The sequence below is a fragment of the Aeromicrobium endophyticum genome (assembly GCF_003586285.1).
Taxonomy (GTDB): Bacteria; Actinomycetota; Actinomycetes; order Propionibacteriales; family Nocardioidaceae; genus Aeromicrobium; species Aeromicrobium endophyticum.
This window is the reverse complement of record NZ_QUBR01000002.1, coordinates 666450-680634: the sequence shown is the minus strand read 5'-3', so window position 1 is coordinate 680634 and position 14185 is coordinate 666450. Positions and strand designations below refer to the sequence as shown.

General features: G+C 69.4%; 17 protein-coding genes. 12 read left to right on the top strand and 5 right to left on the bottom strand.

Going from position 1 to position 14185, the window contains the following annotated elements:
- Positions 1-3 precede the first annotated feature (3 nt).
- From DX116_RS13925 to DX116_RS13880, 10 genes are all read left to right on the top strand, one after another.
- The gene (locus DX116_RS13925; RefSeq protein ID WP_158591999.1) at positions 4-1272 is read left to right on the top strand and encodes a DUF2786 domain-containing protein; all 1269 of its coding nucleotides are present in this window, start codon (positions 4-6) and stop codon (positions 1270-1272) included.
- Between the two features lie 66 nt (positions 1273-1338).
- On the top strand, positions 1339-2019 hold the full coding sequence (locus DX116_RS13920; protein ID WP_325048619.1) for a helix-turn-helix transcriptional regulator: 681 nt from the start codon (positions 1339-1341) through the stop codon (positions 2017-2019).
- Complete coding sequence (sufB, locus tag DX116_RS13915) at positions 2016-3473, top strand: Fe-S cluster assembly protein SufB (RefSeq protein WP_119704844.1); 1458 nt, start codon at positions 2016-2018, stop codon at positions 3471-3473. Before DX116_RS13920 ends, sufB begins: the two co-directional genes overlap by 4 nt.
- Positions 3474-3544: 71 nt before the next feature.
- A complete protein-coding gene (sufD, locus tag DX116_RS13910) occupies positions 3545-4672 on the top strand; it encodes a Fe-S cluster assembly protein SufD (RefSeq protein WP_325048618.1) in 1128 nt (375 codons plus the stop codon).
- Positions 4672-4992, top strand: a complete 321-nt coding sequence (locus tag DX116_RS13905) for a non-heme iron oxygenase ferredoxin subunit (protein ID WP_119704842.1) — start codon at positions 4672-4674, stop codon at positions 4990-4992. The genes sufD and DX116_RS13905 overlap by 1 nt, the downstream gene beginning before the upstream one ends.
- A gap of 2 nt (positions 4993-4994) precedes the next feature.
- Positions 4995-5756, top strand: a complete 762-nt coding sequence (gene sufC, locus DX116_RS13900) for a Fe-S cluster assembly ATPase SufC (RefSeq protein ID WP_119704841.1) — start codon at positions 4995-4997, stop codon at positions 5754-5756.
- The gene (locus DX116_RS13895; RefSeq protein WP_119704840.1) at positions 5753-7003 is read left to right on the top strand and encodes a cysteine desulfurase; all 1251 of its coding nucleotides are present in this window, start codon (positions 5753-5755) and stop codon (positions 7001-7003) included. The genes sufC and DX116_RS13895 overlap by 4 nt, the downstream gene beginning before the upstream one ends.
- Before the next feature lie 25 nt (positions 7004-7028).
- A complete protein-coding gene (sufU, locus tag DX116_RS13890; protein ID WP_119704839.1) occupies positions 7029-7520 on the top strand; it encodes a Fe-S cluster assembly sulfur transfer protein SufU in 492 nt (163 codons plus the stop codon).
- Complete coding sequence (locus DX116_RS13885) at positions 7517-7879, top strand: metal-sulfur cluster assembly factor (RefSeq protein WP_119704838.1); 363 nt, start codon at positions 7517-7519, stop codon at positions 7877-7879. The genes sufU and DX116_RS13885 overlap by 4 nt, the downstream gene beginning before the upstream one ends.
- Positions 7880-8073: 194 nt before the next feature.
- Positions 8074-9672 (top strand): ABC-F family ATP-binding cassette domain-containing protein, encoded by a 1599-nt coding sequence (locus DX116_RS13880; RefSeq protein WP_119704837.1) that lies wholly within the window; start codon positions 8074-8076, stop codon positions 9670-9672.
- Between the two features lie 91 nt (positions 9673-9763).
- Here the strand turns inward: DX116_RS13880 and DX116_RS13875 are convergent, their stop codons facing one another.
- Positions 9764-10558 carry an SURF1 family cytochrome oxidase biogenesis protein gene (locus DX116_RS13875; protein WP_119704836.1) on the bottom strand — a complete coding sequence of 265 codons (795 nt, stop codon included), beginning with the start codon at positions 10556-10558 and terminating at the stop codon, positions 9764-9766.
- A 90-nt stretch (positions 10559-10648) separates the two neighbouring features.
- On the opposite strand from DX116_RS13875, the gene moaA reads away from it, so the two are divergent.
- Positions 10649-11635 carry a GTP 3',8-cyclase MoaA gene (gene moaA, locus DX116_RS13870; protein WP_119704835.1) on the top strand — a complete coding sequence of 329 codons (987 nt, stop codon included), beginning with the start codon at positions 10649-10651 and terminating at the stop codon, positions 11633-11635.
- Positions 11636-11656: 21 nt separating this feature from the next.
- On the opposite strand, the gene DX116_RS13865 is transcribed toward moaA, so the two are convergent.
- From DX116_RS13865 to DX116_RS13855, 3 genes are all read right to left on the bottom strand, one after another.
- Complete coding sequence (locus DX116_RS13865; RefSeq protein WP_233556784.1) at positions 11657-11980, bottom strand: hypothetical protein; 324 nt, start codon at positions 11978-11980, stop codon at positions 11657-11659.
- Between the two features lie 205 nt (positions 11981-12185).
- Positions 12186-12380, bottom strand: a complete 195-nt coding sequence (locus tag DX116_RS13860) for an acetone carboxylase (protein WP_119704834.1) — start codon at positions 12378-12380, stop codon at positions 12186-12188.
- On the bottom strand, positions 12373-12711 hold the full coding sequence (locus DX116_RS13855) for a DUF3099 domain-containing protein (RefSeq protein WP_233556783.1): 339 nt from the start codon (positions 12709-12711) through the stop codon (positions 12373-12375). Before DX116_RS13855 ends, DX116_RS13860 begins: the two co-directional genes overlap by 8 nt.
- A gap of 43 nt (positions 12712-12754) precedes the next feature.
- Between DX116_RS13855 and DX116_RS13850 the strand changes: the two genes are divergently transcribed.
- Positions 12755-12970 (top strand): dodecin, encoded by a 216-nt coding sequence (locus tag DX116_RS13850; protein WP_056608938.1) that lies wholly within the window; start codon positions 12755-12757, stop codon positions 12968-12970.
- Between the two features lie 9 nt (positions 12971-12979).
- Here the strand turns inward: DX116_RS13850 and DX116_RS13845 are convergent, their stop codons facing one another.
- Positions 12980-14185, bottom strand: a complete 1206-nt coding sequence (locus DX116_RS13845) for an MFS transporter (protein WP_119704833.1) — start codon at positions 14183-14185, stop codon at positions 12980-12982.

The window sequence follows — 14185 nt, the reverse complement described above, 5'->3', positions numbered from 1 at the left end:
GACATGGGCAGTCAGAGCAGGCAGCAGCGCGAGGCACGACGCCGTTCCATGGGTCGATCGCCCGGTCCCGACGACGTCCGTACCCTGATCGACGTCGCAGCGAAGTTCGCCTCCGCCGCCCCGGGTGGCCTCGGACCCCGCATCGCCCGGCTCAACGAGCTGGGTTCCGCGGCCACCGCTGACTCCGGCGATCCCGCCGCCCTCGTCGTCGACGAGGTGTTCGCGAGGATCGCCGCGGCGTGGGAGAGCGGGTGGCAGCCGCGCGACCTGGTCCACACGGCCGGACGGAGGGGGTCCAAGCCTGCCGCGCGCTGGACCGCGCGGGCCGTCCTCCTCGAGCCGAGTGGCGGCAGCTCCGCCGACACCGCCCCACGAGAATGGACCGACCAGCTCGACGCCCTGCGTGAGCAGCACGGAGAGTCGGTCGGGGTCGACGACCTGCTGGCACGCGGCGGCCGGGCCGGCGTGCAGCAGTGGGTCAGCGCACTCGTGACGCTCGACCTGCTGCGCATCCTCCCGGCCTCCCAGCTCTTGTCGGCCCCGCCGTCCCGATGGGGTCGTCAGCGTCCGGCACCAGCGCAGGCGTCCTCGCCACAGCACGGCGAGCAGCGCGCCAAGATGCTCTCGAAGGTGCGCTCGCTGCTGGCCAAGGCCGAGTCGACCGAGTTCGCCGCCGAGGCGGAGGCCTTCACCGCCAAGGCGCAGGACCTCATGACGCGTCACTCGATCGACGAGGCGCTGTTGACGGCCGATGCGGGCGAGGTCTTCGACGTCCGGGGGATCAGGGTGCTGATCGACCAGCCCTACGCCCTCGAGAAGGCCACCTTGCTGCACGCCGTCGCGGAGGCCAACCGGGTCACGGCGATCTGGAGCGAGTTCTCGTCCAGCGTGACGCTGATCGGCCTGCCGATCGACGTCGAGCAGGTCGATCTGCTGTTCACCTCGACCCTCGTCCAGGCGACCAGGGCCATGACGCGAGCCGAGGCATCGGGGACCGGCTTCCGGCGGGCCTTCCTGCAGGCGTTCGCCACCCGCATCGCCGAACGCCTCAGCTCGTCGGCGCACGAGGCGGCCGACAGCTATGGGGCCGTGCTCGTGCCAGTGCTGCGACGCCAGGCCGAAGCCGTCGCCGACGAGGTCGAGCGTCTCTTCCCGCACGTCACGACGGGATCACGTCGTCGGAGGTTCGACGCACGGGGCTGGGAGGCGGGCACCCGCGCTGCCGATGCCGCCGTGCTTCCGGCTGGTGCCGTCGAGTCCGGGCCGCGGTAAGGCAGTCCTTCCTTGAACGGTCGGAATCATTAACGGCACACTGGTGTTGTGAAATACGTGCAGCCAGTGGAGAAGGTGTCGGTCGACGACGCTCCCACGCGCACACGCGTCTCGCAGACCATCCTCGAGAACGGCCCCACCACGGCCGCCGACCTCGCCGAGCAGCTCGGTCTCACCCCGGCCGCCGTGCGTCGCCACCTCGACCAGCTCATCGTCGAGGGCGTCGTCGAGGCACGCGACCAGCGCATCACCGGCCAGCGCGGACGCGGCCGTCCGGCCAAGGTCTTCGCCATCACCGATGCCGGCCGCGACGGCTTCGAGCAGGCCTACGACAAGCTGGCCGCGGGTGCCCTGCGCTACCTGGCCGACACCGGCGGAGACGCCGCGGTCATGGACTTCGCACGTCACCGCCTCGTCGACCTCGAGAGTCGCTACCGTCCGCTGCTCGAGCTGGCCGATCCCGCCCAGCGTCCGGCCGTCCTGGCCCAGGCACTGACCGACGACGGCTTCGCGGCCTCGGTCAGCACCACGCCGGCCGGAGCCCAGATCTGCCAGCACCACTGCCCGGTCGCCCACGTGGCCGAGGAGTTCCCCCAGATGTGCGAGGCCGAGGCAGAGATGTTCTCCCGCCTGCTCGGCTCGCACGTGCAGCGACTCGCCACGATCGCCCACGGCGACGGAGTCTGCACGACCCACCTGCCCGCCACCCCCACGAACCCCACCACCGCAGAGAGGTTGCCCTCATGACGACCACGTCAGAGACGAACGCACCCACCGCAGTCCCGAACGCGATCGAGGAGGCCAACCCCGGCCTCAAGGACGTCGGTCGCTACGAGTTCGGCTGGTCCGACGGCAACGACGCCGGCGCCAACGTCCAGCGCGGCCTCAGCGAAGAGGTCGTCCGCAACATCTCGGCGCTCAAGAGCGAGCCCGAGTGGATGCTCGACCTGCGCCTCAAGGGCCTGAAGCTGTTCGATCGCAAGCCCATGCCGACCTGGGGCTCCGACCTCGGCGGCATCGACTTCGACAACATCAAGTACTTCGTGCGGTCCACCGAGAAGCAGGCCGCCACGTGGGACGACCTGCCCGAGGACATCAAGAACACGTACGACCGGCTCGGCATCCCCGAGGCCGAGAAGCAGCGCCTCGTCTCGGGCGTCGCGGCGCAGTACGAGTCCGAGGTCGTCTACCACTCGATCCGCGAGGACCTCGAGGCCCAGGGCGTGCTGTTCCTCGACACCGACACGGCGCTCAAGGAGCACCCCGAGCTGTTCAAGGAGTACTTCGCGACGATCATCCCGGTCGGCGACAACAAGTTCTCCGCGCTCAACTCGGCGGTGTGGTCGGGCGGCTCGTTCATCTACGTGCCCAAGGGCGTCCACGTCGACATCCCGCTGCAGGCCTACTTCCGCATCAACACCGAGAACATGGGCCAGTTCGAGCGGACGCTGATCATCGCCGACGAGGACTCCTACGTCCACTACGTCGAGGGCTGCACCGCGCCGATCTACTCCAGCGACTCGCTGCACTCGGCGGTCGTCGAGATCGTGGTCAAGAAGGGCGCCCGCGTCCGATACACGACGATCCAGAACTGGTCGAACAACGTCTACAACCTCGTCACCAAGCGCGCCGTCTGCGAAGAGGGCGCCACGATGGAGTGGGTCGACGGCAACATCGGCTCCAAGGTCACGATGAAGTACCCCGCGGTCTACCTCATGGGCGAGCACGCCCGTGGCGAGACGCTGTCGATCGCCTTCGCCGGCGAGGGGCAGCACCAGGACGCCGGCGCCAAGATGGTGCACGCCGCGCCCAACACGTCCAGCTCGATCCTCAGCAAGTCGGTCGCCCGAGGCGGCGGACGCACGTCGTACCGCGGCCTGCTGCAGGTGCTCGAGGGCGCCGAGGGCTCGGCCAGCACGGTCAAGTGCGATGCGCTGCTCGTCGACCAGATCAGCCGCTCCGACACCTACCCCTACGTCGACGTCCGCGAGGACGACGTGACGCTCGGCCACGAGGCCACGGTCTCCAAGCTCAGCGACGACCAGCTGTTCTACTTCATGTCGCGCGGCATGGAGGAGGACGAGGCCATGGCGATGATCGTCCGCGGCTTCGTCGAGCCGATCGCGCGCGAGCTGCCGATGGAGTACGCCCTCGAGCTCAACCGCCTGATCGAGCTCCAGATGGAGGGTGCTGTCGGATGACGACGTCTAGCTTCGTGGATGGCTCCGAGGCAATCCAAGACTCGATGGCCAAGGCGCTCGAATTGAGCCCTGTGGAGTCACACCTGCACCCGGAGGGGTCGTTCGACCTCGCCGACCACCCCGTCCCCACGGGTCTCGAGGAGATCTGGCGGTTCACCCCGCTCAAGCGCCTGCGCGACCTGCACAAGGACGCGCCGCTCGACGGCGACCACCACACGGTCGAGGTCGACGCCGCCCCCGGCGTCACGGCCGTCTCGGTGCCGGTCGCCGACTCGGCGCGCGGCGTCTCGGGCTACGTGCCCGTCGACCGCGTCTCGGCGCGTGCCTGGGCCGCCGCCACCTCGGTGTTCGAGGTGACGATCCCGGCCGACGCCGAGATCGAGCAGCCCACCACGATCCGCCTGCACGGTGCCGGCATCGAGAAGGCCGGCGCCGGCCACCTGCTGGTGCGCGCCGGACGCTTCTCGCGCGCTGTCGTGGTCGTCGACTATGACGGATCGGCCACCTGGGCCGAGAACATCGAGGTCGTCGTCGAGGACGGCGCCCACCTGACGTTCGTCACGATCCAGGACTGGAACGACGACAGCGTCCACGTCGTCACCCAGCACGCCACGGTCGGACGCGACGCCGAGCTCCGTCACGTGGCCGTCTCGCTCGGCGGCGACGTCGTGCGAGCCAGCACGTCGGCCGACTACCGGGGCACCGGCGGCAGCGTCGAGATGCTCGGCGTGTACTTCGCCGACGCCGGCCAGCACATCGAGCACCGCCTGTTCGCCGACCACACGGCGCCTCGCACCAAGAGCAACGTCGAGTACAAGGGCGCGCTGCAGGGCCAGGACGCCCACACCGTGTGGATCGGCAACGTGCTGATCCGCAAGGAGGCCGAGGGCATCCTGACCTACGAGAGCAACGACAACCTGGTGCTCACCGACGGGGCGAAGGCCGACTCGGTGCCCAACCTCGAGATCGAGACCGGCGACATCGAGGGCGCCGGGCACGCCTCGACGACCGGTCGCTTCGACGACCAGCACCTGTTCTACCTGCAGAGCCGCGGCATCCCCGAGGAGGAGGCGCGCCGACTCGTCGTGCACGGCTTCTTCAACGACATCATCCGTCGCATCGGCGTGCCGGCGCTGCAGGAGCGTCTCGTCGCCTCGATCGAGGCCGAGCTCGCCGAGCACGTGGGACGCATCGACTGATGCCGTTCGTAGCAGCGGCGCCGCTCGCCGACGTCCCGGACGGGGGAGCGCTGGCCGTCGAGATCGGCGGCCAGGAGATCGCCCTCGTCCGCGACGGAGACGACGTCTACGCCGTCCGCGACGAGTGCTCGCACGCGTCGATCCCGCTGTCCGAGGGAGAGGTCGACGGTTGCGAGATCGAGTGCTGGCTGCACGGCTCGCGCTTCGACGTCCGCACCGGCACACCGCTCAACCTCCCGGCCACCGAGGCCGTACCGACCTATTCCACCCAGATCGAGGGAGACACCGTGATGGTCGATCTCTCCACCCCCAGGAGCTGAACATGGCAACACTCGAGATCAAGGACCTGCACGTCACGGTCACCACCGAGGAGGGCGAGAAGGAGATCCTCAAGGGGGTCGACCTGACCGTCAAGACCGGTGAGGTCCACGCCATCATGGGGCCCAACGGCTCCGGCAAGTCGACGCTGGCCTACTCCATCGCCGGCCACCCGAAGTACAACATCACCAGCGGCACCGTGACGCTCGACGGCGTCGACATCCTGTCGATGTCGGTCGACGAGCGCGCTCGTGCGGGCCTGTTCCTGGCGATGCAGTACCCCGTCGAGGTGCCGGGCGTCTCGGTCGCGAACTTCCTGCGCACCGCCAAGACCGCCATCGACGGCGAGGCTCCCAAGCTGCGCACGTGGGTCAAGGACGTCAACGCCGCTCTCGAGCGCGTGACCCTCGACAAGGACTTCGCCCAGCGCAGCGTCAACGAGGGCTTCTCCGGCGGCGAGAAGAAGCGCCACGAGATCGCGCAGCTCGAGCTGCTCAACCCCAAGTTCGCGGTGCTCGACGAGACCGACTCCGGCCTCGACATCGACGCCCTGCGGGTCGTCTCCGAGGGCGTCAACCGCTACAGCGACCAGGGCGACCGCGGCGTCCTGCTCATCACGCACTACACGCGCATCCTGCGGTACATCAAGCCCGACTACGTGCACGTGTTCGTCGCCGGCCGCGTCGCCGACCAGGGCGGACCCGAGCTCGCCGACGAGCTCGAGGCCAACGGCTACGACAAGTACGTGAAGGCTGCCGCGCTGTGACCGTCGTCGAGGGGACCGCGTACGACGTGGCCAGGATCCGGGGTGACTTCCCGATCCTGGGACGCCGGCTGCCCGGTGACCTGCCGCTGGTCTACCTCGACAGCGCCAACACCTCGCAGAAGCCGCTGCAGGTCATCGAGGCGATCGATGACCACTACCGGCTGCACAACGCCAACGTGGCCCGCGCGATGCACCACCTCGGTGCCGAGGCCAGTGCCGCGTTCGAGCTGGGGCGCGACAAGGTCGCGGCGTTCATCAACGCGCCCGGCCGCGACGAGGTCGTCTACACCAAGAACGCCTCCGAGGCGCTCAACCTCGTCGCCCGCGTGCTGGGCGACGCAGGACGGGTCGGCGACGGCGACGAGATCGTCATCACCGAGATGGAGCACCACTCCAACATCGTCCCGTGGCAGCAGCTGGCCCAGCGCTCCGGCGCGAGCCTGCGCTGGTTCGGCGTCACCGACGAGGGCCGGCTCGATCTCGACGACATCGATCAGCTGATCACCGAGCGCACCAAGGTGGTCTCGTTGACCTGGGTGTCCAACATGCTGGGCACGATCAACCCGGTCGAGACCGTCATCGCCAAGGCCCACTCGGTCGGCGCGCTGGTCGTCATCGACGCCTCGCAGGCCGTGCCGCAGTTCCCGGTCGACGTCGCGGCGCTCGGTGCCGACTTCGTCGCGTTCACCGGCCACAAGGTCGTCGGACCGACCGGCATCGGCGTCCTGTGGGGTCGCTACGACCTGCTGGCCGAGCTGCCCCCGTTCCTGGGCGGCGGCGAGATGATCGAGACCGTCACGATGCAGGGCTCGACGTACGCGCCCCCGCCGGCGCGGTTCGAGGCCGGCACCCCGCCGATCGCGCAGTCGGTCGGCCTGGGCGCGGCCGTCGACTACCTCAGTGCCATCGGCATGGAGAACGTCGCGGCGCACGAGCAGGCCATCACGGCCTATGCGCTCGGTGCCATGCAGGAGATCGACGGTCTGACGATCGTCGGGCCGAAGGAGGCCGTCATGCGCGGGGGAGCGGTCAGCTTCACGCTCGACGGCGTCCACCCGCACGACGTCTCGCAGCTGCTCGACTCGCGGGGCATCGCGGTGCGCGCCGGCCATCACTGCGCCAAGCCGGCGCACCTGCGCTTCGGCGTGCAGGCGACGACCCGTGCGTCGTTCTACCTCTACACGACCGAGCAGGAAATCGATGCGCTGGTCGAGGCGTTGCACTTCACCAAGAAGTACTTCGCATGAGGCGACCCGAGACCAGGGAGGCGCGATGAACACCGCGGCCATGGATGCGCTCTACCAGGAGATCATCCTCGACCACTACAAGCACCCGCACGGCGCCGGACTGCGCGAGCCGTTCGAGGCCGAGGTGCACCACGTCAACCCGACGTGCGGCGACGAGGTGACGCTGCGCGTGCACCTCGACGGCGAGACCGTCAGTGACGTGTCGTACGACGCGCAGGGCTGCTCGATCAGCCAGGCATCCACCTCGGTGCTGAACGACCTCATCATCGGCAAGAGCGTCACCGAGGGCATGACCGTCCTCGACAGCTTCACCGAGCTGATGCAGGGCAAGGGCAAGGTCGAGCCCGACGAGGATGTGCTCGAGGACGGCATCGCCTTCGCCGGCGTCGCCCAGTTCCCGGCGCGCATCAAGTGCGCGTTGCTGGGCTGGATGGCCTGGAAGGACGCCGTCTCGCAGGCGCTCGTCACCACCAACACCTCAACCACCGACTCAGCAACCACGGGAGATCCCGCATGACCACTGATCACAGCGACCTGCCCGAGGTCAGCACGGCCCCGGCCGGCGCCACCACGACCGAGGACGTCCTCGAGGCGATGAAGGACGTCGTCGACCCCGAGCTCGGCATCAACGTCGTCGACCTCGGCCTGGTCTACGGCGCCGACGTCGACGAGCACAGCAACACCGTGCTGTCGATGACGCTGACGTCGGCTGCGTGCCCGCTGACCGACGTCATCGAGGACCAGACCCGCGCGGCGCTCGACGGCATCGTCAACGACTTCCGCATCGAGTGGGTCTGGATGCCGCCGTGGGGCCCCGACAAGATCACCGACGACGGCCGCGAGATGCTGCGGGCCCTCGGCTTCAACATCGGCTGACGCTGACGCGTGGGTTGTGCCCCGCTGATGCGCGGGTTGCGGATGTGGGCAATGACACCAACCCACGCGTCACAGGGGCGCAACCCACGCGTCAGCGGGGACGTAGACTGGTCGGGTGAGCTTCTACCAGCGGGAATGACGTCGAGCGCGATCTGCGCTCCGTCGACCCCCTCACACCAACCTGAAGGTTCTTCATGCTCACCGTCTCCAATGTGGAGCTGCGCTTCGGCGCGCGCGTCCTGATGTCCGATGTCTCGTTCCGCGTCGACAAGGGCGACAAGGTCGGCCTCGTCGGCCGCAACGGCGCCGGCAAGACGACGCTCACCCGCATGCTGTCCGGCGACGGCCAGCCCGCGCAGGGCTCGATCACGTCGACCGGCAAGATCGGCTACCTCCCTCAGGACCCCAAGTCGGGCGACCTCGCCACCACCGCGCGCGACCGCATCCTCGGGGCCCGCGGCCTCGACGAGGCGCTCACCGCGATGCGCAAGGCCGAGCTCGACATGGGCTCGCCCGATCCCGAGATCGCCGAGAAGGCGATGAAGGCGTACACCCGTGCCGACACCGCCTTCAACGCCGGCGGCGGGTACGCCGCCGAGTCGGAGGCCGCCACCATCTCGCACGCGCTGGGACTGCCCGACCGCGTGCTCGAGCAGCCGCTGTCGACGCTGTCGGGTGGTCAGAGGCGCCGCATCGAGCTGGCGCGCATCCTCTTCTCCGACGCCGACACCTTGCTGCTCGACGAGCCCACCAACCACCTCGACGCCGACTCGGTGACGTGGCTGCGCGGCTTCCTGAAGTCGTTCAGCGGCGGCATCGTGATCATCAGCCACGACGTCGACCTGATCGAGGAGACGGTCAACAAGGTCCTCTACCTCGACGCCAACCGCGCCACGATCGACATCTACAACATGGGCTGGGCGTCGTACGTCAAGCAGCGCGAGGCCGACGAGGCCCGCCGCAAGCGCGAGCGGGCCCTGGCCGTCAAGAAGGCCGACGCGCTGACGTCGCAGGCCAACAAGTTCCGTGCCAAGGCGTCGAAGGCCTCCACGGCCCAGCAGATGCTGCGTCGCGCCGAGCAGCTGGTCTCGGGCCTCGAGGGCGAGCGGGTGCAGGACAAGGTCGCCAACATCAAGTTCCCGAAGCCGGCCCCGTGCGGCAAGACGCCGCTCATGGCCGAGGGGCTGTCGAAGTCGTACGGCTCGCTCGAGATCTTCCTCGACGTCGACCTGGCGATCGACAAGGGCAGTCGCGTCGTCATCCTGGGGCTCAACGGCGCCGGCAAGACGACGCTGCTGCGCATGCTCGCCGGCACGCTGCAGCAGGACTCCGGAGAGGTCATCCCGGGCCACGGGCTGAAGATCGGCTACTTCGCCCAGGAGCACGAGACGCTCGACACCTCGCGCACCGTGCTCGAGAACATGCAGGCGCAGGCGCCGCAGCTGACCGACACCGAGGCGCGCAGCGTCCTGGGTTCGTTCCTGTTCAGCGGCGACGACACGTCCAAGCCGGCAGGTGTGCTGTCGGGCGGTGAGAAGACCCGGCTCGCGCTGGCCAGCCTGATCGTCTCGAGCGCCAACGTGCTGCTGCTCGACGAGCCGACCAACAACCTCGATCCGGCTTCGCGCGAGGAGGTGCTGCGGGCCATCCGCAACTACGAGGGCGCGATCGTGCTGGTCTCGCACGACGAGGGTGCCGTGCGCGCCCTCGAGCCCGACCGCGTGCTCCTGCTGCCGGACGGCGACGAGGACCTCTGGTCCGAGGACTACCTCGACCTCGTCACGCTGGCCTGAGGGCGCGCGTCTTCGCCGCTACAGCCGCTCGTTCCTCACGGCTGCCAGGCTCCGCCTGGGCGCCTGCCTTCGCTCGCTGCGCTCCCTCGGCTCATGGTCGGGTCGAGGACCCAACGGGCTTCTTCGGGTCGGGGCCCGCGAAGCCGTCGACGCGGGTGGGGTTGCGACGCTCCTTGGCCTCGGCGCGGGCGAACCAGATGTAGCCGACCACGGCGAGCAGCGCGAAGAACCACCACTGCAGGGCGTAGAAGAAGTGCGGGCCCTGTCCGAGCTCGGGCTTGGGCTCGGCGGCCAGGGACGCGGCCGGTGCGGGCGACTGGCGCTGCAGGTTGACGTAGCCGTCGACCAGGTCGTACGGCATGACCTTGCCCAGGGCGTCGCTGGAGATCGCCCGGATCTGCCCCTCGGACGGTCGCACGGCATCGCCGCCCGCTCCGTTGTTCTGGCGCAGCCATCCCTCGACCGTGACGGTGCCCTGGGGGGGAGCGGGGACCTTGGGACGCTTGACGGTGTTCTGGGTCTCGATCCAGCCGCGGTCGACGAGCACCGCGTCGCCCGACGCGAGCACGAGCGGCGTGACGACGTCGACGCCCGGTGCTCCGTCGCGGGTCGTGAACTTGACGGTCAGCTGCTGCGAGAGGTCGTAGGTGCCGACAGCCGTGACGCGTGTCCACTCGTTGGTCTTGTCGACCTCGGTGCCGCTGGGCAGGGCCGAGCCGATGTCGACGGGATCGGTCGAGAAGTGCTTGGTGATGACGTCGTTGCGATCGAGCCGCAGCTCGAGCTTGTGCATCTGCCAGAGGCCCAGGCGGGTGCAGACGGCGGCGAGCGCGATGACGAAGATCGCGAAGCCGATCCACCGTGCGCTCAGCATGAAGCGATACACACCACGACGTTAGTTGTCGGCGCCAAGTCGGCCTCAGCCGGGTTGGCCGTGACCTCAGCCGGGTTGGGTCGCGACGCCTACGATGGGGGGATGGACCTCATCGATCGGCACGGCCGCGTGGCCACGGATCTGCGGGTCTCCCTGACCGACCGCTGCAACCTGCGGTGCCAGTACTGCATGCCGGCCGAGGGTCTCGACTGGTTGCCCACCGAGGCGACGCTCACCGACGACGAGCTCAACCGGCTCATCGCGATCGGCGTCGAGACGCTCGGCATCCGTGACGTCCGGTTCACCGGCGGCGAGCCGCTGCTGAGGCGCAGCCTGCCGTCGATCGTGGCCACCACCAAGGCGCTGCCATCGGGCCCTCGCACGGCCATGACGTCCAACGGGCTGGGTCTCAAGCACACGGCGCGGGCGCTGGCCGAGGCCGGGCTCGACCGGGTCAACATCAGCCTCGACACGACCGACCCGGCGACCTTCGAGAAGATCACGCGACGCGACCGTCTCCACGACGTGCTGGACGGCCTCGCAGCCGCCCACGAAGCCGGTCTGCGGCCCGTCAAGGTCAACGCGGTGCTGCTGCGCGGCATCAACGAGCACGAGGCGCCCGACCTGCTGCGCTGGTGCATCGCGCACGGCTACGAGCTGCGCTTCATCGAGCAGATGCCCCTCGATGCCCAGCACGGCTGGAGCCGTGAGGCGATGGTCACCGCCGACGAGACGCTCGCGCTGCTCGGCGAGCAGTTCCGGCTGACCGGCCTGGACGGTCGGGGGTCGGCCCCGGCTGAGAAGTTCCTCGTCGACGACGGCCCACACACCGTCGGCATCATCGCCTCGGTGACCAAGCCGTTCTGCGGCGACTGCAACCGCGTGCGGCTGACGGCCGACGGCCAGATCATGAACTGCCTGTTCGCGCGCGAGGAGTCCGACCTGCGCACGCCCATGCGGGCAGGTGCGTCCGACGCCGAGATCGCCGACCGGTGGATCGCCGCGATGGCGACCAAGCTGCCGGGTCACGGCATCGACGACCCGACGTTCCTGCAGTCGGACCGACCCATGTCGGCCATCGGCGGCTAGCCGACCGTCCCCGCCGCCGGGTCAGGCTCGCTTGCGGCGCGCGATCTCGTCGGAGACCCGTTGCACGTCGGCCGGGTCGGCGTCCAGGGCCAGCGCGACGTAGTGGTCCATGACGTCCGGCCGGTAGCGCACGGGCATCGTCTGCCCGGGAGCCAGCCGGGTGAGCTCGGTGATCGTGAAGCTCTCGTCGGCGATGCCGCGGAACGCGACACCCTCGGCCGTCTCCACGTCGAGCATCAGCACCAGGCGCGGGTTGCTGTTGACCTCTCGCCAGTCGACCAGGACGCCGAGAGCGAGCGTCCCCTCACGCAGCTGTGCAGTGCGCTCGCGGGCCTCACGGCTCATGAGCGGGTTCGGAGCCACTCCGGGGAAGTCCGGTCCGACTCCGAGAGACTCCCGCGTGAGGTCGGGCCGGAGCCGTTCGACCACGTCCTCGAGCTTGGCCCTCGTCTTCTTCCGACCGAACATCTCGTCCCCCGCCCCGGTGCTGTCGCCCCGGCACATCACCCGGACGTGCCGCGATGCTACTCGGCGGGGGAGCGGAGCAGCGTCAGGCCTCGAGCGGGACGGTCTCGCGGTAGAAGTCGCGCGCGTCGAGGAAGCTGCGCAACGACGACTCGTGCTCGTCGCACGCCAGCCAGATCTTGCGACGGTCGGGCGTGTGCAGCTTGGGGTTGTTCCACACGACCTGGTGGACGGCCTCGGCCGTGCACCCCTTGGCCGAGCAGATCAGGGGCTCAGCCACGGTCGAGCGGGGTGGTGCGGGTGGTGGCGATCTGCTTGCCCGGCTCGGGCCCGAAGGGCGACGGACCGTCGCCCTTCTTGCGGACACCGGCGTTGGCGAAGATGACCGCCGCATACGGCAGGAACACGGCGCCGACGAACATCAGCCACCCGAGGACGGCGAACGGCATGGGCTGCATGACGAGCACGACGCCGCCCAGGAAGCACAGCGTTCGGATGATCATCGAGACGGCGTAACGCTTCTCGCGTCGCATGCGGTCGTCGGTCTGGGACTCGGCGGCCGTGGTGATCGAGAAGACCTGCTGCTTGCGTGGTTCTCGGGGTTCGGGCACCCTTCCAGCCTACGCCGGTCCACCGAGCCTGCATGATAGGCACATGACTGACCGCACATACCGCATCACCGAGATCGTCGGCACCTCCCCGGAGGGCGTCACGCAGGCCGTCGACAACGGCATCAAGCGTGCCTCGCAGACCCTGCGGCACCTCGACTGGTTCGAGGTCACCGGCATCCGGGGACAGATCACCGACTCCGAGGTCGGCCACTACCAGGTGACGATGAAGATCGGCTTCCGCCTCGAGGACGACGAGTGATCTCCGGCCTCAGTCCGTCGAGGTGAACTTTCGCAGGATCGCTGCAGTGAGCGACAGGACGACCACGACGGCTCCGTAGACGTACGTCGTCTCGGCCAGCCCGATGTGGCTCGACGCGATGCCGGCCACCACGGCCGGGATGCCGAAGGCCAGGTAGGCCACCACGAACACGGCAGCGAACAGCTCGCCCCGCTCGTGGGGTGCCGCGAGCGGGGTGATCGACCGCATGATGCCCATGAACGACCCGCCGAAGCCCACGCCCGCGACGACGGCCGCGGCGATGAAGCCCCAGTACGAACCGGCTGCGAGTGCGACGAGCGTCAGGGTGGTGCCGGTCGCCAGGGCGGTCGTGCCGACGATCGTGAGCTCGCGCGGGGTGCGCCGGCGCGCCAGGTAGCAGGTCAGGGCTCCGACGCCCGTCAGCACCGCGACGACGAGGCCCTGCTCGACGTGCCGCTCGGCGCCCAGCTCGCGGCCGGCCAGCGGCGCGCCCAACGACAGGTACAGGCCTCCGGTGGCCCAGCCCGCGAACAGGGCCGGCGCGCTGCGCAGGAACGGCCCCCTGGCCGCGCGAGGCAACCCGGCGCGCGGCACCAGCGACGGCAGCAGGCCCTCGTGGCGCGGCGAGGTCTCGGGGACGAACCAGACCACGACGGCGACGAGCACCGACAGCGCGGTCAGGCCGCCGAACACGATCGCGGACGCCGACGAGGTGCCATCGAGCAGGGCACCGGCCGCCAGTGCGCCGATGGCCAGGCCTCCCATCGGGCTGACGCTGTTGAGCGTCGCGGCCGCGCCGGGACGTGCGGCCGGCTCGCTGTCGACCACCGCCGCCGACAGCGCCGACATCAGCAGCCCTGCCGCGACGCCCTGCACGAAGCGGGCCCCGATCAGCACCGCGACGCTGTCGGCGTGCCAGAACGTGAGCATGCTGGCCGCCAGCACCACGAACCCGAGCGAGATGACGGGCCGGCGCCCGACGTGGTCGGAGATCGATCCGGCGACGAGCAGCGTCAGCAGGAGCGTCACGGCGTACACCGCGAAGATCGCGGTCATGGTGGTCGCCGAGAACCCGAGCTGCTGCTGCAGCACGGGGTAGAACGGCGAGGGCGCGCTGGCGCAGACCATCATCACGACGATCGCGGTGACGGCGAGCGCGAATCCCGAGACGCGGGAGGTCGTCCGTGACGTCGTCGGTGGCGCGGTGACGGTCAT

Excerpts from the sequence above, each read along its gene's own strand:
- DX116_RS13925 (WP_158591999.1), top strand. The coding sequence starts at position 4 with ATGGGCAGTCAGAGCAGGCAGCAGCGCGAGGCACGACGCCGTTCCATG.
- sufB (WP_119704844.1), top strand. The coding sequence starts at position 2,016 with ATGACGACCACGTCAGAGACGAACGCACCCACCGCAGTCCCGAACGCG.
- DX116_RS13905 (WP_119704842.1), top strand. The coding sequence starts at position 4,672 with ATGCCGTTCGTAGCAGCGGCGCCGCTCGCCGACGTCCCGGACGGGGGA.
- sufC (WP_119704841.1), top strand. The coding sequence starts at position 4,995 with ATGGCAACACTCGAGATCAAGGACCTGCACGTCACGGTCACCACCGAG.
- sufU (WP_119704839.1), top strand. The coding sequence starts at position 7,029 with ATGAACACCGCGGCCATGGATGCGCTCTACCAGGAGATCATCCTCGAC.
- DX116_RS13885 (WP_119704838.1), top strand. The coding sequence starts at position 7,517 with ATGACCACTGATCACAGCGACCTGCCCGAGGTCAGCACGGCCCCGGCC.
- DX116_RS13880 (WP_119704837.1), top strand. The coding sequence starts at position 8,074 with ATGCTCACCGTCTCCAATGTGGAGCTGCGCTTCGGCGCGCGCGTCCTG.
- moaA (WP_119704835.1), top strand. The coding sequence starts at position 10,649 with ATGGACCTCATCGATCGGCACGGCCGCGTGGCCACGGATCTGCGGGTC.
- DX116_RS13865 (WP_233556784.1), bottom strand. The coding sequence starts at position 11,980 with ATGAGCCGTGAGGCCCGCGAGCGCACTGCACAGCTGCGTGAGGGGACG.
- DX116_RS13850 (WP_056608938.1), top strand. The coding sequence starts at position 12,755 with ATGACTGACCGCACATACCGCATCACCGAGATCGTCGGCACCTCCCCG.
- DX116_RS13845 (WP_119704833.1), bottom strand. The coding sequence starts at position 14,185 with ATGACCGTCACCGCGCCACCGACGACGTCACGGACGACCTCCCGCGTC.